The organism is Clostridium sp., from assembly GCF_047777555.1.
Lineage (GTDB): Bacteria > Bacillota > Clostridia > Clostridiales > Clostridiaceae > Clostridium_H.
This window is the reverse complement of record NZ_JBKEEV010000002.1, coordinates 305809-323368: the sequence shown is the minus strand read 5'-3', so window position 1 is coordinate 323368 and position 17560 is coordinate 305809. Positions and strand designations below refer to the sequence as shown.

14 protein-coding genes, 6 tRNA genes and 4 rRNA genes are annotated in these 17560 nt (G+C 38.2%); 23 read left to right on the top strand and 1 reads right to left on the bottom strand.

The features are described 5' to 3' along the window. The first annotated feature begins 27 nt into the window (after positions 1-27). The 11 genes from ACFWTK_RS04790 to fusA all read left to right on the top strand — a co-directional run bounded on the left by ACFWTK_RS04790 (position 28) and on the right by fusA (position 8403). Positions 28-102 (top strand) — tRNA-Asn (locus ACFWTK_RS04790). A gap of 2 nt (positions 103-104) precedes the next feature. Then, a 5S ribosomal RNA gene (gene rrf, locus ACFWTK_RS04785) occupies positions 105-221 on the top strand. A gap of 7 nt (positions 222-228) precedes the next feature. Then, positions 229-305 (top strand) — tRNA-Ile (locus ACFWTK_RS04780). Between the two features lie 3 nt (positions 306-308). Beyond that, positions 309-384 (top strand) — tRNA-Ala (locus ACFWTK_RS04775). Positions 385-809: 425 nt separating this feature from the next. Further along, a 16S ribosomal RNA gene (locus ACFWTK_RS04770) occupies positions 810-2321 on the top strand. Positions 2322-2404: 83 nt separating this feature from the next. Further along, positions 2405-2480 (top strand) — tRNA-Ala (locus ACFWTK_RS04765). 3 nt (positions 2481-2483) lie between these two features. Next, positions 2484-2560 (top strand) — tRNA-Ile (locus ACFWTK_RS04760). A 324-nt stretch (positions 2561-2884) separates the two neighbouring features. After that, positions 2885-5788 (top strand): 23S ribosomal RNA (locus tag ACFWTK_RS04755). A 75-nt stretch (positions 5789-5863) separates the two neighbouring features. Next, positions 5864-5980, top strand: a 5S ribosomal RNA gene (gene rrf, locus ACFWTK_RS04750). Together the 16S, 23S and 5S rRNA genes with 6 tRNA genes alongside form the textbook arrangement of a ribosomal RNA operon. A 6-nt stretch (positions 5981-5986) precedes the next feature. Continuing rightward, positions 5987-6061, top strand: a tRNA-Asn gene (locus ACFWTK_RS04745). Between the two features lie 266 nt (positions 6062-6327). Further along, entirely contained in the window at positions 6328-8403 is a 2076-nt protein-coding gene (gene fusA / locus ACFWTK_RS04740) for an elongation factor G (RefSeq protein WP_415874964.1), read from the top strand. A 65-nt stretch (positions 8404-8468) separates the two neighbouring features. Here fusA and rbr read toward each other — a convergent pair whose 3' ends face one another. Beyond that, positions 8469-9059: a rubrerythrin gene (rbr, locus tag ACFWTK_RS04735; RefSeq protein ID WP_061858339.1), complete on the bottom strand. Its 591-nt coding sequence runs from the start codon at positions 9057-9059 to the stop codon at positions 8469-8471. Between the two features lie 198 nt (positions 9060-9257). Between rbr and ACFWTK_RS04730 the strand changes: the two genes are divergently transcribed. From ACFWTK_RS04730 to hisI, 12 genes are all read left to right on the top strand, one after another. Then, a complete protein-coding gene (locus ACFWTK_RS04730; protein ID WP_415874963.1) occupies positions 9258-9497 on the top strand; it encodes a hypothetical protein in 240 nt (79 codons plus the stop codon). Continuing rightward, on the top strand, positions 9457-9663 hold the full coding sequence (locus ACFWTK_RS04725; RefSeq protein ID WP_415874962.1) for a hypothetical protein: 207 nt from the start codon (positions 9457-9459) through the stop codon (positions 9661-9663). The genes ACFWTK_RS04730 and ACFWTK_RS04725 overlap by 41 nt, the downstream gene beginning before the upstream one ends. A 149-nt stretch (positions 9664-9812) precedes the next feature. Further along, positions 9813-11078: an ATP phosphoribosyltransferase regulatory subunit gene (locus ACFWTK_RS04720; protein WP_415874961.1), complete on the top strand. Its 1266-nt coding sequence runs from the start codon at positions 9813-9815 to the stop codon at positions 11076-11078. A gap of 19 nt (positions 11079-11097) precedes the next feature. Continuing rightward, a complete protein-coding gene (hisG, locus tag ACFWTK_RS04715) occupies positions 11098-11733 on the top strand; it encodes an ATP phosphoribosyltransferase (RefSeq protein WP_415874960.1) in 636 nt (211 codons plus the stop codon). Positions 11734-11751: 18 nt separating this feature from the next. Next, the gene (gene hisD / locus ACFWTK_RS04710; protein WP_415874959.1) at positions 11752-13044 is read left to right on the top strand and encodes a histidinol dehydrogenase; all 1293 of its coding nucleotides are present in this window, start codon (positions 11752-11754) and stop codon (positions 13042-13044) included. A 56-nt stretch (positions 13045-13100) separates the two neighbouring features. Further along, a complete protein-coding gene (gene hisB, locus ACFWTK_RS04705; protein WP_415874958.1) occupies positions 13101-13691 on the top strand; it encodes an imidazoleglycerol-phosphate dehydratase HisB in 591 nt (196 codons plus the stop codon). After that, positions 13691-13813 carry a hypothetical protein gene (locus ACFWTK_RS04700; RefSeq protein ID WP_415874957.1) on the top strand — a complete coding sequence of 41 codons (123 nt, stop codon included), beginning with the start codon at positions 13691-13693 and terminating at the stop codon, positions 13811-13813. Before hisB ends, ACFWTK_RS04700 begins: the two co-directional genes overlap by 1 nt. A gap of 20 nt (positions 13814-13833) precedes the next feature. Beyond that, a complete protein-coding gene (hisH, locus tag ACFWTK_RS04695) occupies positions 13834-14439 on the top strand; it encodes an imidazole glycerol phosphate synthase subunit HisH (RefSeq protein WP_415874956.1) in 606 nt (201 codons plus the stop codon). Then, positions 14436-15149, top strand: a complete 714-nt coding sequence (gene hisA, locus ACFWTK_RS04690; RefSeq protein WP_415874955.1) for a 1-(5-phosphoribosyl)-5-[(5-phosphoribosylamino)methylideneamino]imidazole-4-carboxamide isomerase — start codon at positions 14436-14438, stop codon at positions 15147-15149. Before hisH ends, hisA begins: the two co-directional genes overlap by 4 nt. A gap of 27 nt (positions 15150-15176) precedes the next feature. Then, complete coding sequence (hisC, locus tag ACFWTK_RS04685) at positions 15177-16250, top strand: histidinol-phosphate transaminase (protein WP_415874954.1); 1074 nt, start codon at positions 15177-15179, stop codon at positions 16248-16250. Positions 16251-16286: 36 nt separating this feature from the next. Continuing rightward, positions 16287-17048 carry an imidazole glycerol phosphate synthase subunit HisF gene (hisF, locus tag ACFWTK_RS04680; RefSeq protein ID WP_415874953.1) on the top strand — a complete coding sequence of 254 codons (762 nt, stop codon included), beginning with the start codon at positions 16287-16289 and terminating at the stop codon, positions 17046-17048. Between the two features lie 118 nt (positions 17049-17166). Further along, positions 17167-17502: a phosphoribosyl-AMP cyclohydrolase gene (gene hisI, locus ACFWTK_RS04675; RefSeq protein ID WP_415875160.1), complete on the top strand. Its 336-nt coding sequence runs from the start codon at positions 17167-17169 to the stop codon at positions 17500-17502. Positions 17503-17560 lie beyond the last annotated feature (58 nt).

Sequence of the window (17560 nt, the reverse complement as noted above, 5' to 3'; positions counted from 1 at the left end):
AGAGAATAAATTCTTTCAAAATAACGTTCCGCGATAGCTCAACGGTGGAGCACTCGGCTGTTAACCGATAGGTTGAAGGTTCGAATCCTTTTCGCGGAGCCATATCTGGTGGTTATGGCTTGAAGGTAACACCCGTTCCCATACCGAACACGAAGGTTAAGCTTCAAAGCGCCGATGGTACTGCACTGGAGACGGTGTGGAAGAGTAGGTCGCCGCCGGGTAAAACATGGATCTTTAGCTCAGTTGGTTAGAGCAACCGGCTCATAACCGGTAGGTCCGGGGTTCGAGTCCCTGAAGGTCCACCATATGGGGGTATAGCTCAGCTGGGAGAGCACCTGCCTTGCACGCAGGGGGTCAAGAGTTCGAATCTCTTTATCTCCACCAAGTAGCCTAAATAGGCTGCTTTTTTTAATGCATTATATTTTAAATAATATCAATATAATTTATAAAAAAAGAGTAAAAAAATGTTGACAAAAACAAAAAATCATTATAAAATAGTCTTTGTCGTTAAGACACCAAAGATTAATTATTGATCACTTTTATAAAGCTTAGTTACTAATGATTAAATCTTAGCAACTAAATATTAGAGAGATTAGAAATTAGTTAAAAAAAGTGTTGACAAACAATAACGAGTTTGTTATACTAAATAAGCTGTCAGATGACAGCGAAAGTAAATTGGTCTTTGAAAATTAAACAGAATTAAGGTAAATAAATGCCAGTCAATAACTTATGAGTAGAGCTAAGGAAACTCACTCAGCAGAGCTGAGGAGTAAAAGCTTACACGAAATCGAAGATTTCTAGTAATCTTTTAAATTGAGAGTTTGATCCTGGCTCAGGACGAACGCTGGCGGCGTGCCTAACACATGCAAGTCGAGCGAGAAGAACTCCTTCGGGAGGGATTCTAGCGGCGGACGGGTGAGTAACACGTGGGCAACCTGCCTTAGTGAGGGGGATAGCCTCCCGAAAGGGAGATTAATACCGCATAACATTATTCTACCGCATGATAGGATAATCAAAGGAGTAATCCGCACTAAGATGGGCCCGCGGCGCATTAGCTAGTTGGTGAGGTAAGGGCTCACCAAGGCGACGATGCGTAGCCGACCTGAGAGGGTGATCGGCCACATTGGAACTGAGACACGGTCCAGACTCCTACGGGAGGCAGCAGTGGGGAATATTGCGCAATGGGGGAAACCCTGACGCAGCAACGCCGCGTGAGCGATGAAGGTCTTCGGATTGTAAAGCTCTGTCTTTAGGGACGATAATGACGGTACCTAAGGAGGAAGCCACGGCTAACTACGTGCCAGCAGCCGCGGTAATACGTAGGTGGCAAGCGTTGTCCGGATTTACTGGGCGTAAAGAGTATGTAGGCGGATATTTAAGTCAGATGTGAAATTCCCGGGCTTAACCTGGGCGCTGCATTTGATACTGGATATCTAGAGTGTGGGAGAGGAAAGTGGAATTCCTAGTGTAGCGGTGAAATGCGTAGAGATTAGGAAGAACACCAGTGGCGAAGGCGGCTTTCTGGACCATAACTGACGCTGAGATACGAAAGCGTGGGGAGCAAACAGGATTAGATACCCTGGTAGTCCACGCCGTAAACGATGAATACTAGGTGTCGGAGGGTACCACCTTCGGTGCCGCAGCAAACGCAATAAGTATTCCGCCTGGGGAGTACGGTCGCAAGATTAAAACTCAAAGGAATTGACGGGGACCCGCACAAGCAGCGGAGCATGTGGTTTAATTCGAAGCAACGCGAAGAACCTTACCTAGACTTGACATCTCCTGAATTACTCGTAACGGAGGAAGCCCTTCGGGGCAGGAAGACAGGTGGTGCATGGTTGTCGTCAGCTCGTGTCGTGAGATGTTGGGTTAAGTCCCGCAACGAGCGCAACCCTTATTGTTAGTTGCTACCATTAAGTTGAGCACTCTAACGAGACTGCCGCGGTTAACGTGGAGGAAGGTGGGGATGACGTCAAATCATCATGCCCCTTATGTCTAGGGCTACACACGTGCTACAATGGCCGGTACAACAAGATGCAATCCCGTGAGGGGGAGCAAAACTCAAAAGCCGGTCCCAGTTCGGATTGTAGGCTGAAACTCGCCTACATGAAGTTGGAGTTGCTAGTAATCGCGAATCAGCATGTCGCGGTGAATACGTTCCCGGGTCTTGTACACACCGCCCGTCACACCATGAGAGCCGGTAACACCCGAAGTCCGTGAGGTAACCTTTATGGAGCCAGCGGCCGAAGGTGGGATTGGTGATTGGGGTGAAGTCGTAACAAGGTAGCCGTAGGAGAACCTGCGGCTGGATCACCTCCTTTCTAGGGAGAAATGAAAGCAAAGCTTTCATAGGCTGGATTCTTAATTCTGTTTAATTTTGAGAGACTAAGGTCTTTCAAAATATGGGGGTATAGCTCAGTTGGGAGAGCACCTGCCTTGCACGCAGGGGGTCAAGAGTTCGAATCTCTTTATCTCCACCATTAGGGTCTATAGCTCAGCTGGTTAGAGCGCACGCCTGATAAGCGTGAGGTCGATGGTTCGAGTCCATTTAGACCCACCAATTGTTCTTTGAAAATTGCACAGTGTATATAAAGATTAAACCTAGAATACTTCAATGAGAAGTAAAGCTGATTAAACTTAAAGTTTTGCGAAAGCAAAACAACATTAAGTAGCCAAGAATGAGTATATTTTCCATGACTAAACCTTGAGTGAGTTTTAGAAGCTCTTAGTGAGCGTAATTGAAGATTTCGTAATCTTGTTACAGGACGTAACAAGGCTCTGAGCGCGTTAGGATGACGCATGCGAAGAGGTAGAAATTTTCAATGGAGCGAGCTTAGAGATTCTTGACGAAACGAAGGAGCAGGAATGAAAATATACGAATGACGATCAAGTTAAAAAGGGCGCACGGTGGATGCCCTGGCACTAGGAGCCGATGAAGGACGTGATAAGCTGCGATAAGCTGCGGGTAGATGCAAATAATCTGTGATCCGCAGATTTCCGAATGGGGAAACCCACTTAGCTAACGCTGAGTACTATATGCTGAATACATAGGCATATAGAGGTACACCTGGGGAACTGAAACATCTAAGTACCCAGAGGAAGAGAAAGAAAAATCGATTCCCTAAGTAGCGGCGAGCGAACGGGGAAGAGCCCAAACCAGGAACTTTGTTTCTGGGGTTGAGGATAGATCATAAATCTTCGATTTTCTTAGCCGAATAGAACTGGAAAGTTCAGTCACAGAAGGTAATAACCCTGTAGGCAAAAAGAAAAGAGAAGCAGATCTACTCCAGAGTACCACGAGACACGTGAAACCTTGTGGGAAGCAGGGAGGACCATCTCCCAAGGCTAAATACTACCTAGTGACCGATAGTGAAGCAGTACCGTGAGGGAAAGGTGAAAAGAACCCCGGGAGGGGAGTGAAATAGAACCTGAAACCGTGTGCCTACAATCGGTGGGAGCACTTTTATGTGTGACCGCGTACTTTTTGTAGAACGGGCCAGCGAGTTACGATATGCAGCAAGGTTAAGCACCTCTAGTGCGGAGCCGAAGGGAAACCGAGTCTGAATAGGGCAACTAGTTGCATATCGTAGACCCGAAACCGGGTGACCTATCCATGGCCAGGATGAAGCGAAAGTAAAATTTCGTGGAGGTCCGAACCACGTTGGTGTTGAAAAACCATGGGATGAGCTGTGGATAGCGGAGAAATTCCAATCGAACTCGGAGATAGCTGGTTCTCCTCGAAATAGCTTTAGGGCTAGCGTCGGGTAATTAAGTAGTGGAGGTAGAGCACTGAATGGGCTAGGGGCTGACAACAGTTACTGAACCCTATCAAACTCCGAATGCCATATACTTGTACCCCGGCAGTCAGACTGCGAATGATAAGATCCGTGGTCAAAAGGGAAAGAGCCCAGACCATCAGCTAAGGTCCCAAAGTGTAAGTTAAGTGGTAAAGGATGTGGGATTTCTAAGACAACTAGGATGTTGGCTTAGAAGCAGCCACTCATTTAAAGAGTGCGTAATAGCTCACTAGTCGAGAGATCCTGCGCCGAAGATGTCCGGGGCTAAAACTTACCACCGAAGCTATGGATGTGTCGTAAGACACGTGGTAGAGGAGCTTTCTATACAGGTTGAAGCTGTACCGTAAGGAGCGGTGGACAGTATAGAAGTGAGAATGCTGGCATAAGTAGCGAGAAACAGGTGAGAATCCTGTTGGCCGAATATCTAAGGTTTCCTGGGGAAGGCTCGTCCTCCCAGGGTTAGTCGGGACCTAAGCCGAGGCTGAAAAGCGTAGGTGATGGACAACTGGTTGATATTCCAGTACCACCATAATGCGTTTGACAAATGGGATGACGCAGAAGGATAGGATGTGCGCACTATTGGATGTGCGTCTAAGCACTTAGGATGTTGAGCAGGCAAATCCGCTCAACGCGAAGTCTGAGGTGTTATGGGGAGCCTATTTTGGCGAAGTATCTGATTCCATGCTGCCAAGAAAAGTCTCTATGGAGCAAAATGGTGCCCGTACCGCAAACCGACACAGGTAGATGAGGAGAGAATCCTAAGGCCGTCGGAAGAATTGCTGCTAAGGAACTCGGCAAATTGACCCCGTAAGTTCGCGAGAAGGGGTGCCTGCGAGAGCAGGCCGCAGTGACAAGGCCCAAGCAACTGTTTATCAAAAACACAGGTCTCTGCTAAAGCGTAAGCTGATGTATAGGGGCTGACGCCTGCCCGGTGCTGGAAGGTTAAGGGGAATAGTTAGCACAAGCGAAGCTATGAACTTAAGCCCCAGTAAACGGCGGCCGTAACTATAACGGTCCTAAGGTAGCGAAATTCCTTGTCGGGTAAGTTCCGACCCGCACGAATGGCGTAATGATTTGGGCACTGTCTCGGCAGCAAATCCGGTGAAATTGTAGTGCAAGTGAAGATGCTTGCTACCCGCGGTTGGACGGAAAGACCCCGTAGAGCTTTACTGTAGCTTAGCATTGAATTTCGGTATTGTCTGTACAGGATAGGTGGGAGACTTAGAAGTAGGGACGTCAGTCTCTATGGAGTCGCCCTTGGGATACCACCCTGACAGTACTGGAATTCTAACTGGAGGCCATGAATCTGGTCACAGGACATTGTTAGGTGGGCAGTTTGACTGGGGCGGTCGCCTCCTAAAAGGTAACGGAGGCGCCCAAAGGTTCCCTCAGCGCGGTCGGAAATCGCGCGTAGAGTGCAAAGGCAGAAGGGAGCCTGACTGCGACACATACAGGTGGAGCAGGGACGAAAGTCGGGCTTAGTGATCCGGTGGTTCTGTATGGAAGGGCCATCGCTCAACGGATAAAAGCTACCTCGGGGATAACAGGCTGATCTCCCCCAAGAGTCCACATCGACGGGGAGGTTTGGCACCTCGATGTCGGCTCGTCGCATCCTGGGGCTGTAGTCGGTCCCAAGGGTTGGGCTGTTCGCCCATTAAAGCGGCACGCGAGCTGGGTTCAGAACGTCGTGAGACAGTTCGGTCCCTATCCGCCGTGGGCGTAGGAAATTTGAGAGGAGCTGTCCTTAGTACGAGAGGACCGGGATGGACTGACCTCTGGTGCACCAGTTGTTCCGCCAGGAGCACAGCTGGGTAGCTATGTCGGGAAGGGATAAACGCTGAAAGCATCTAAGCGTGAAGCCCACCTCAAGATTAGATTTCCCATAGTTTAACTAGTAAGATCCCTGGAAGACTACCAGGTTGATAGGTCAGAGGTGTAAGTGCAGTAATGTATTGAGCTGACTGATACTAATAGATCGAGGACTTGATCAAAATAAAGTACACTGTGCAATTTTGAAAGAATAATTCAATCTTTCAAAGGTTTTGTCAACGAAAATCTTAAGTATATCTGGTGATTATGGCTTGAAGGTAACACCCGTTCCCATACCGAACACGAAGGTTAAGCTTCAAAGCGCCGATGGTACTGCACTGGAGACGGTGTGGAAGAGTAGGTCGTCGCCAGGTAAATATTCCGCGATAGCTCAACGGTGGAGCACTCGGCTGTTAACCGATAGGTTGGAGGTTCGAATCCTCTTCGCGGAGCCATTTTTATTTTTTGATAAATTACATAGTTATATTTTATAGATAATACCCTATGCTTTAAAAAAGCATAGGGTATTTTTGATTGTTTTAAAATATAGCCAATATAAGAGTAATATAGTTACTCATTTTATAATAATAATGTTATTAAGCAGCAATAATAAAAAATTTAACTAATAATTCTGAATATTTTGGAATATTTAGAGGAATTTTAGTTAAAATATAGAATATAATTACTAAACCAATAAGTTATCAATAAAGGGGGAATCATTATGAAAGATTATAATGTCCAAAACTTAAGGAACATAGCTTTTATAGGGCATAGTGGATCAGGAAAAACCACTCTTGCCGAAGCAATGCTGTACTACACTAAAACTATTGATAGATTTGGAAAAGTTGAAGATGGAAATACAATAAGTGATTATGATCCTGAAGAAAAAAGAAGAAAGATTTCTATATCTACATCAGTTTTACCCTGTGAATGGGAAAATGTAAAAATAAATATAGTAGATACGCCAGGGTATTTTGATTTTGTAGGCGAAATGATAGAAGGTTTAAGAGCAACTGATACAGCAGTAATAGTTGTATCTGCTAGATCAGGTATAAAAGTTGGAGCTGAAAAAGCTTGGAATTATGTGAATGAAAATAATATGCCTAGAGCATTTTTTATAAATAAATTGGATACAGAAAATAGTGATTTTGAAAAAGTATTATCTCAATTGAAAGACAGATTTGGAATATCAGTAGTACCTATTCAGTATCCTATAGGGAAAGAAAATGATTTTAAAGGTGTAATAAACGTTATATCCAGAAGATCAAGGATTTTTAATCCTAAGACTAAGCAAATGGAGGTTGCAGATATTCCAGAAGAATTAATAAATAAAACTGATGAGTGCAAGAAAATGATAATGGAAGCAATAGCTGAAACTGATGAAGTACTACTAGAAAAGTATTTATCTGAAGGTACTTTAAGTGATGAAGAGATATATACTGGTCTTATAAAGGGAATTGAAAGTGGTGAAATTGCACCTGTACTTTGTGGTTCTGCTTATAAAGGAATAGGAATAAATACATTATTAGAAGATATAGTAGAATGTTTCCCTTCACCAAAAGACTTAAGACCTGTGAAAGCTAATAAAGATGACAAAGATATTGAAGTTCCTATAGATGAAAATGCTCCTTTTTCTGCCTTAGTGTTTAAAACTATAGCAGACCCCTTTGTTGGAAAGTTATCTATTTTTAAGGTTATGAGCGGTAAGGCTAAATCTGATAGTGTAGTATACAATGTAAATAAGAAAAAGCAAGAGAAGATTACTTCTATGTACTTCATAAGAGGAAAAGAACAAATACCAACATCTGAAATAATTGCAGGTGATATAGGCGCGGTTACAAAACTACAATTCACAACTACTGGTGATACCCTATGTGAAAAAGAAGATTGCAAGGTTTTTGAAGAGATTAAATTCCCTAAGCCTGTAATGTCTATGGCTATAGTTCCAAAAGCTAAAGGGGATGAAGAAAAAATATCTTCTGGATTAAATAAACTTTTAGATGAAGATCCTACTTTTAAGATAACTAGAGATATAGAAAATGCTGATACAATTATATCAGGAGTTGGAGAAACTCATTTAGAAATAATAGCGAATAAATTAAAAACTAAGTTTGGTATAGATGTAGCACTTCAGCCTCCTAAGATTCCTTATAGAGAAACTATAAGAAAGCAGTCTGATGTACAAGGTAAGCATAAAAAACAAAGTGGTGGTCATGGTCAATATGGAGATGTTAAGATAAAATTTGAGCCTAGAGATGATGGAGAAGAGGATTTATTGTTTGTAGATAAGATAGTTGGAGGAGTTGTACCAAAACAATATATTCCTGCAGTTGAAAAGGGTTTAAGAGAATGTATGAAGCATGGAGTTTTAGCAGGTTATCCAGTTATAGGCCTAAAGGCTACATTATATGATGGTTCCTACCATCCAGTTGACTCCTCAGAAATGGCATTTAAAGTTGCTGCTTCTCTAGCTTACAAAAAAGGAATTCAGCAAGCTAATCCTGTTTTGCTTGAACCTATTATGCATGTTGAGGTAGAAGTACCTGATGAATATATGGGAGATATAATAGGTGATATAAATAAAAAAAGAGGAAGAGTATTAGGAATGGAGGCATCTAAAGGATTGCAAAAAATCATAGCTGAAGTTCCTATGGCAGAGATGTTTAAGTATGCTACAGACTTAAGATCTATTACTGGAGCTAGAGGAAGTTTTGAAATGAGATTTGAAAGATATGAAGAAGTACCTGCAAACGAGGCTGAAAAAATTATACAAGCTGCAAATAATAAAGAATCTTAGAAAAGCATAAAAAATGAAGAGTAACTGCAATTGAGGCGATTACTCTTCATTTTTTTAATTTATCATTAATAGTTCTTAGCTAACACTTCAAAATATCCTTGAGGATGTAGACAAGCAGGACATTTATTTGGTGCCTCAGTTCCTTCAAAGATAAATCCACAGTTGTTGCATTTCCAAAGTACAGGTTCATCTTTTTTAAATAGTTTTCCTTGTTCTAAATTAGCGAGTAGAGCTTTATATCTTTCTTCATGAGCTTTTTCAACTTTAGCGATATTTCTGAAAGCTGCAGCTATATCATTAAATCCTTCTTCCTCTGCAACGTCAGCAAAAGCAGGATATAATTCTGTCCATTCTTCATTTTCACCACTAGCAGCATAAGCTAAATTAGCTTTTGTATCGCTTAATCCAACAGGATATGATGCATTAACGTCTAGCGGTGCGCCATTAAGACTTTCATCTTCTAATATAAATTTTAAAAATCTTTTAGCATGTTCTTTTTCATTGTCAGCTGTTTCAGTAAATATATTTGATATTTGAACATATCCTTCTTTTTTTGCTTGAGATGCATAATAAGTATATTTCATTCTAGCTTGAGATTCCCCAGCAAAAGCTTTCATCAGGTTTTCTACGGTTTTAGTTCCTTTTAGATTTTTCACAAACAATCCCCCTTTAATTAAATTAGGTCTTTAATAAATTGTACCATTGATGAATACAAATATCAATTAATAAAATAGATGCTATGCACCTTAATACTTATTAGGCATTTATATTTTATATACAAGCTTTTGATGTGAATATTTAATGTTGAAATGCAAAAAATAAGGTGAAAGAAATTAACTAAGAAGGAGAAAATTATGTCAGAATATCATTTAGATATTGTGGGGAAAATTAACTTAAGCGATTATAGTAAAATAAATGATTATATGGGAATGGTAGATACGAATGATAAGTTTACAATAACCTTTGATAATAGCAGTATAGAAAGATCAGATATTATATACAGCATGCTGGAAAACAATAATTTCAACATTTATTCTAAGGGAGGAAATAAAGATGGCAAACTATATATCACCGCTTCCAGAAACAAAAGGTAATACTATAAATGTTCCTCATTTTTATGAAAATAATAATATAACTGCTGTTAGAAGCTATCAAACTATGGGAGATATGGATTTAGGAATTCCTAGTGTACATTCTGTAGCTCAAACATATGAACAAAACGAAAAGCTAAAAGAAATTATGAGCAAAAACTTATTCTAATTCCTTATAGTTAATGAAAGTCTTTATGCCGAAAGGTATAAAGACTTTTCTTTAATATATTGACAATTACAACTAGTAAATGGTATTATTTATTTAAAATTAATTTAGTGTATTAAAGCATTAAATTAATAAAGCAAAGGGGCGGCAATATGGGGACATGGAAAAGATATATACCAGAAGGAATGAAGGATACTCTATTTGAAGAGTGTGAGATGAAATTAGAAATAGAGAATACATTGAGAAAAATTTATAAGTACAGCGGATTTTCTGAGATAACTTCTCCTACATTAGAATTTTATGATGTGTTTAATTCAAGCAATCAGCCTATTTCACAAGAAAAGATGTATAAATTGTTTGATAGTTCAGGAAGAATATTAGTTCTAAAACCTGATATGACTACTCCTATAGCAAGAATTACTTCCACTAAATTAAAGGAAAGTATTTATCCAATAAAGATGTGTTATACATCAAATATATTTAGGATAACTGAGGACTTAAATGGTAAAATGAGCGAAATTACTCAATCAGGAATAGAAGTAATAGGAAGTAAGAATTTGAAGTCAGATGCAGAAGTGATAATAACAGCTATAAGAGCACTACTAAGTTTAGGAATCAGGAATTTTAAGATAGAGCTAGGGCAGGCAGATTTTTTTAAGGGATTGATTGAGAATATAGAATTTGATGATGAAGAGATGGAAAAATTGAAAAGGCTGATTGAAAACAAGAACTATGTTACTTTAGGCAACTTTTTAGAGGATAAGAGATGTGAAATTGGGGAGGAAAATATTAATATTTTAAAGAAACTTCCTCAGCTATTTGGTGATGTTGAAATAATTGATAAGGCAAGACAGCTTACAAAGAATGATAAATCACTTAAAGCATTGGACAATGTTTATAAAATTTATAGGATTATAGATGAAATAGGACTAAGTTCATATATATCTATCGATCTTGGGATGATACAAAATATTGATTATTATACTGGGATAATATTTAAGGCCTATGTTGATGAGGTTGGAGAGTACATCTTAAGCGGAGGAAGATATGACAATCTGATAAAAGAATTTGGACTAGATCTTCCTGCAACAGGTTTTGCTGTAAATGTAGACAATATTATGATGACTTTAAAAAGGCAGAAGATTTTTAAGCCTAAAAAAGAAAAAAGAGTACTTGTATATTGTAAGGAAAATTATTTAAAAAAAGCATATGAGCTTGTGAATAAGATTCAAGATATGAAAGTAGTGTGTGAAATAAGCTTATTTGATGATGAAGAGAAGTCTTTACAATATGGAGTTAAAAGCAATATGGATGAGATGATTACTTTTATTTCAGAGGAAGAAATTAGGCTGTATAAACTAAAAGATAGAGAAGTTAAAAATATAAATTTAAAGGATTTTAAAATAGAATTCAATTGAAAAAGGGGGCAAGGGGGAATTGAAGAAGATTAAAATAGCATTAACAAAGGGAAGGTTAGAAAAACATGCTGTTAATATATTTAAGTCCATTGGGGTAAATGTAAAAGAATTAGAGGATAAGGGGCGAAAACTTGTATTTCATTGTGAGGATGAAGATTATAATATAGACTTTTTTCTCGTAAAGGCACCGGATGTTACAACTTATGTTGAATATGGGGCAGCAGATATAGGTATTGTAGGTAAAGATACCTTAATGGAAAAAAATAAAGAATTTTATGAGGTATTAGACTTGAAAGTAGGGAAGTGTAAGTTTTCTCTAGCAGCTCTACCAGGGTTTGATATAAATGAAGGATATAACAGAAAGAAAATAGCTACTAAATATCCAGAAGTGGCAAGGGAGTATTTTAGAAAAAAAGGAATAGATGTTGAACTTATTAAAATAGAGGGCTCAGTAGAGCTGGCACCTATAGTTGGACTTGCTGATGCTATTGTGGATATAGTGGAAACAGGCTCTACACTAAAGGAAAATGGACTACTTATATTTGAAGATATATGTGATATAAGTGCAAGAATGATAGTGAATAAAGCAAGTATGAAAACAAAGAGAAAGGAAATTGGGGATTTAATAGATAAGGTTAGCAAGGCAATTGCTTAAATAAGAGGGGGCATAGATATGATGAATATAGTAAAAATAGATGAAAATAATAAAAAGTACTACATTAATAATTTAAAAAACAGAGGAGAAAGTGTGCAGAGGGATATAATCTTAGCTGTGGATAAGATTTTAGATGATGTAAAGGAAAATGGGGACAGTGCCGTAATAAAATACACAAATAAGTTCGACAGTGAAGTGATTAATGCACAAAATATGAAAGTAACTGTGGATGAAATCAAAAAAGCTTATGAAACTGTGGACAAAAATTTTATATCAGCTATAAAGAAAGCTAAGGAAAATATTGAGTTTTACCACGAGAAGCAAAAACAAAGGTCATGGATGGTTACAAAAGAAGATGGCATAATGCTTGGTCAGCAAGTAAGGCCACTTGATGTAGTCGGTATATATGTGCCAGGTGGGACGGCTGCATATCCTTCTTCAGTAATTATGAATACAATTCCTGCTAAGGTAGCTGGAGTGAAAAAAGTGGTTATGGTAACACCTCCATCAAAGGACGGCAGTATAAATCCAAATATTTTAGTAGCTGCTGATATTGCAGGAGTTGATGAAATATATAAGGTTGGAGGAGCTCAAGGAGTAGGAGCACTTGCCTATGGAACTAAGACAATACCTAAAGTAGACAAGATAGTAGGTCCTGGGAATATATACGTTGCTATGGCCAAAAGAAGTGTTTATGGTTTTGTGGATATTGATATGATTGCAGGTCCTAGTGAAATACTCATTATTGCAGACGAAACTGGGGATGCAAAGCTTATAGCAGCGGATTTAATGTCTCAAGCTGAACATGATGTGCTTGCTTCTTCAACTTTAGTTACTACATCTGAGGAACTAGCTCTTAAAGTAAAGGAAGAACTAAAAGTACAAGTGGAAGGTTTATGGAGAAAGGATATAATAAAAACTTCACTTAAAAATTATGGAATGATTTTTATTGTAAAAGATATAAAGGATGCTGTAGATGTAGCTAATACTATTGCTCCAGAACATTTAGAGGTTATGGTAGAGGAACCATTTTTAATTTTAGGAGAAATTAAAAATGCAGGTTCTATATTCTTAGGAAAGTTTGCACCAGAACCATTAGGAGATTATATGGCTGGCCCAAATCATGTACTGCCAACCAACGGGAGTGCAAGGTTTTTCTCCCCTCTATCAGTGGATGATTATATTAAAAAATCAAGTTTTATCTATTACTCAGAGGCAGGATTATCTAAAGTTAAGGACGATATAATAACAATAGCAGAGACAGAAGGATTAACAGCTCATGCAAACTCTATAAAGGTAAGGTTTCAATAAGATTAATTAGCTAATCCACAATGGTCCTAGCTATTAAAAAAGGGGGAAAGGTAGTTTTGGTAAATAGAGAGTCACAGGTATATAGAAAGACAGGGGAAACGGAAATAGATATAGCTCTTAACTTAGATGGAGAAGGTAAGTATGATATAAACACGGGAATAGGCTTTTTTGATCATATGTTAAATCTAATGACAAAGCATGGACTGTTAGATTTGAAAATTGATGCTAAGGGTGATTTGGAAGTAGATGCACACCATACCGTAGAGGATGTGGGAATAGTTTTGGGGCAGTGTTTTAAAAAAGCCTTAGGAGATAAGGCAGGTATTAAAAGATATGGAACTTCTTTTGTTCCAATGGATGAAACCTTAGCTTCTGTATCAATAGATATAAGCGGAAGACCTTTCCTTGTGTTTAACTGTGATTTTACTGTGGATAAGGTTGGACAGATGGACACGGAACTGGTTGAAGAATTTTTAAGAGCCTTTGCTTTTAATGCAGAAATAACTCTTCACGGAAGAATTTTGTATGGAAAGAATAATCATCATATGATAGAAGCTATATTCAAGGCTTTAGGCAGAGCTATTAGGGAAGCTGTGGATATAGATGGAAGGATAAAAGGAGTAATGTCCACTAAAGGAATCTTGTAATGGAAATTGAGAGTGGAGACGTTGAAGCGCGAATGGAGAATGGAGAAGGAAGTTTAGGGAGTTTAGAGAGCGGAAAGTGGAGGCGTCTGCGATGCAAGTGGAGAGTTGAGAAAAGAGTTTAGAGAGTTTAGGGGGGGTAAAGATGATTGCTATAGTGGATTATGGAATGGGGAATTTAAGAAGTGTGGAAAATGCTTTGGATTTATTAAATATAGATTCCATTATCACAAATGATAAAGAAAAAATATTAAACAGTGATGGAATAATACTTCCTGGGGTGGGAGCTTTTCCTGATGCTATAGATAGTATAAGAAAACATGGAATAGATAGGATTTTAGAAAAAGCAGTTGCAGAAGATAAGCCTCTTCTTGGAATATGTCTTGGAATGCAGCTTTTGTTTGAGGAAAGCGAAGAGGGAAAGTTAAGTAAAGGGCTTGGATTTTTAAAAGGAAAGATAAAGCCTTTACAAAATAACTTGAAAGTTCCTCATATGGGATGGAATAGTTTAAAGTTCTATAAAGATAGCAAAATCCTAAGAGAAATAGATGAGGGAAGCTATGTATACTTTGTTCATTCCTATTATGCAGAAGTTCAGGAGGAAGGAATATTGAATGCCTATGCTGAGTATGGAGTCAGAGTACCTGGGGTAGTAAGTAAAGGAAACATATTCGGTATGCAATTTCATCCTGAAAAAAGTGGAGATGTAGGACTTAAAATGCTAAAGAACTTTGGGGAGATGATTAGATGATTATTTTGCCAGCCATAGATTTGAAAGATGGAAAATGCGTAAGGCTTTATAAAGGTGACTTTAATAAGAGTGAAGTAGTATCAGAAAGCGCACTAGAGACGGCGTTTAGGTTTAAAGAAGATGGTGCGGAGTTTATTCATATGGTGGATTTAGACGGTGCTCTAAAGGGAAGAGGTGTAAATTATGATATTGTTTCTAAAATTATAAAAGAAGTTAAGGTTCCGGTCGAACTTGGCGGTGGTATAAGAGATATGGAAACAATTGAATTTCTAATAAATATTGGAGTAAGCAGGGTAATACTTGGCACAGCAGCTCTTAACAATTCTGAACTTGTAAAATCAGCAGTTGATAAATATGGAGAAAAGATTGCAGTAGGAATAGATGCAAAGAATGGATATGTAGCTGTTGATGGATGGACTAACGTAAGTAAAGTTAATTATATAGATTTTGCAGTGGAAATGGAGAGAATAGGAGTTAAAAATATTATATTTACGGATATAAGCAAAGATGGCACACTTCAAGGGCCTAATCTAGAACAGCTTAAAGAACTTGGACAAAGTGTAAGCTGCAATATAATAGCTTCTGGAGGAATAAAAAGTATAGAGGATTTAAAAAATCTTAAGAAAATGGGGTCGTATGGAGCTATTACTGGTAAAGGCATATATTCAGGGAATATAAATTTAAAAGAAGCTATAAATTTGTGTAGATAGTCTGTGAAAGACTGAAGGGGGTTAATCATGAGTAAGTATTGGAGTAAAATTACTGCAGCCATAGAACCTTATGTTTATGGTGAGCAGCCCAAGGGCAGAAAGTATATAAAATTAAACACAAATGAAAATCCATATTCTCCATCTCCAAAGGTATTAGAGGCAATAAAAAAAGCTGCAAACTCTGATTTGAGATTATATCCAGATCCTGATTGTGAGGAGTTAAGGGAGGCTGTTGCTAATTATTATAATATAAACAAAAGTGAAGTTTTTATTGGAAACGGCTCTGATGAAGTTTTAGCCTTATCTTTTTTAACCTTTTTTAATCCCGGAGATACTATTATTTTCCCAGAGATTAGTTATAGTTTTTATCCTGTTTATGCTGAGCTGTATGGCATAAACTATATAAATGCAAAATTAGAAGATGATTTTTCAATACGGGTTACCGATTTCTTTAGGGAAAATGGAGGAATTGTAATTCCCAATCCTAATGCACCAACAGGAAGGTATATGGATGTAGAAGAAATTAAAAGAATTTTAGAATTTAATTCTCATAGGGTAGTTATAATTGATGAGGCGTATATAGATTTTGGAGGGACTTCAGTAGTTAGTCTCATAAAAGATTATCCAAACCTTCTTGTAATACAGACCTTATCTAAATCTCGTTCCCTAGCAGGAATTCGATTAGGATTTGCTATTGGGCAGGAAGAACTTATAAATGGATTAAATAGAATAAAAAATTCCTTTAATTCTTATACCATAGATAGAGTTGCAGCGGCTGCTGGAGTAGAGGCTATAAAGGATGAAAAGTATTTTAAGGAATGTGTGTCAAGGATAATTGATACGAGGGAAAAGGTTACTGCAGAACTAAGAGAGCTTGGATTTAATGTTGTACCTTCTAAGGCAAACTTTATTTTTGTATCTCATGCTTTGTATAATGCAGGTGAACTATTTGCTAGATTAAAGGAAAAAGGTGTATTAGTAAGGCATTTTAATAAAGAAAAAATAGATAATTATTTGAGAATAAGCATAGGTTCGGAAGAAGAAATGGAGACTTTTATAGAAATAGTTAAAGAGATTATGAATGAGTTTAAAAATAATTAAATCTTAAAGATGATTCCTAAAAAAGAGGTGAAGTTATTGCTTACGAAGAGAATAATACCATGTCTTGATGTGGATATGGGAAGGGTTGTTAAAGGGGTTAACTTTGTAAATTTAAAAGATGTGGGAGATCCGGTTTCTACTGCTGAATTTTATAATAAAGAAGGTGCAGATGAACTGGTATTCCTTGATATTACAGCAACCCATGAGGGAAGAGCTACTATGGTTGATGTGGTCAGAAGAACTGCGGAAAAGGTATTTATACCTCTTACAGTAGGAGGAGGAATTAGAACCATAGAGGATTTTAAGGAAATTTTAAGAGCTGGAGCGGATAAGGTATCTATAAATTCTTCAGCTATAAGAAATCCTAATTTAATAGAGGAAGCGTCAAAGAAGTTTGGAAGTCAGTGTGTAGTGGTAGCTATAGACGCTAAAAAAAGAGAACATGGCTCTGGGTGGAATGTATTTATAAATGGAGGAAGAGTAGATACAGGCTTAGATGCATTAGAGTGGGCAAAAAAAGTGGAGAAATTAGGTGCAGGAGAAATTCTTTTAACCAGTATGGATGCAGATGGAACAAAGCAAGGATACGATATAGAACTTACAGATGCAGTATGTAAAGCTGTAAATATTCCCGTTATAGCCTCTGGAGGCTGCGGAAAGCTTGAAGATTTTTCGGAAGTATTCAAAAAGAGCAGGGCAGATGCGGCCTTAGCGGCATCACTATTTCATTTTAGGGAGCTTACCATAAGACAAGTTAAGGAGCATTTAAAGGAAGAAAATATAGAAGTAAGGATTTAAGAGCAGTTGAGAGAGTTTAGGTGTTGCGCTGAGTTTAGAAAGTTTAGGGAGTGTAGAAGTGGAGAAAGAGAGTTTAGAGAGTTTAGAAAGTTTAGGAAGTTTTGAGGAGGAATTTAGGATGAGTAGAGAAGAATTGTTAGAAGCGGTGGATTTTGAAAAAGGGGATGGATTGGTGCCTGTTGTTGTTCAAGATTTTGAGAACGGAGAGGTTTTAATGCTGGGTTATATGAATAGAGAGTCTTTGAATAAGACAATAGATACAGGGACCACTTGGTTTTGGAGCAGGTCAAGACAAGAGCTTTGGAATAAGGGGGCAACCTCAGGACATTATCAGTATGTAAAGTCAATTAGTTTAGATTGTGACGGGGATACTATTTTGATCAAAGTTGAGCAAATTGGAGCAGCCTGTCATACAGGAAACAGAAGCTGTTTTTATAGAGAATTAGAAAAATAGTTGTTTAGCGTACTTGGTATTTGGTATATCTAGTATATTAAAAACTTGTTGGGGAAAA

Excerpts from the sequence above, each read along its gene's own strand:
- fusA (WP_415874964.1), top strand. The coding sequence starts at position 6,328 with ATGAAAGATTATAATGTCCAAAACTTAAGGAACATAGCTTTTATAGGG.
- ACFWTK_RS04730 (WP_415874963.1), top strand. The coding sequence starts at position 9,258 with ATGTCAGAATATCATTTAGATATTGTGGGGAAAATTAACTTAAGCGAT.
- ACFWTK_RS04725 (WP_415874962.1), top strand. The coding sequence starts at position 9,457 with ATGGCAAACTATATATCACCGCTTCCAGAAACAAAAGGTAATACTATA.
- ACFWTK_RS04720 (WP_415874961.1), top strand. The coding sequence starts at position 9,813 with ATGGGGACATGGAAAAGATATATACCAGAAGGAATGAAGGATACTCTA.
- hisD (WP_415874959.1), top strand. The coding sequence starts at position 11,752 with ATGATGAATATAGTAAAAATAGATGAAAATAATAAAAAGTACTACATT.
- ACFWTK_RS04700 (WP_415874957.1), top strand. The coding sequence starts at position 13,691 with ATGGAAATTGAGAGTGGAGACGTTGAAGCGCGAATGGAGAATGGAGAA.
- hisH (WP_415874956.1), top strand. The coding sequence starts at position 13,834 with ATGATTGCTATAGTGGATTATGGAATGGGGAATTTAAGAAGTGTGGAA.
- hisA (WP_415874955.1), top strand. The coding sequence starts at position 14,436 with ATGATTATTTTGCCAGCCATAGATTTGAAAGATGGAAAATGCGTAAGG.
- hisC (WP_415874954.1), top strand. The coding sequence starts at position 15,177 with ATGAGTAAGTATTGGAGTAAAATTACTGCAGCCATAGAACCTTATGTT.
- hisI (WP_415875160.1), top strand. The coding sequence starts at position 17,167 with ATGAGTAGAGAAGAATTGTTAGAAGCGGTGGATTTTGAAAAAGGGGAT.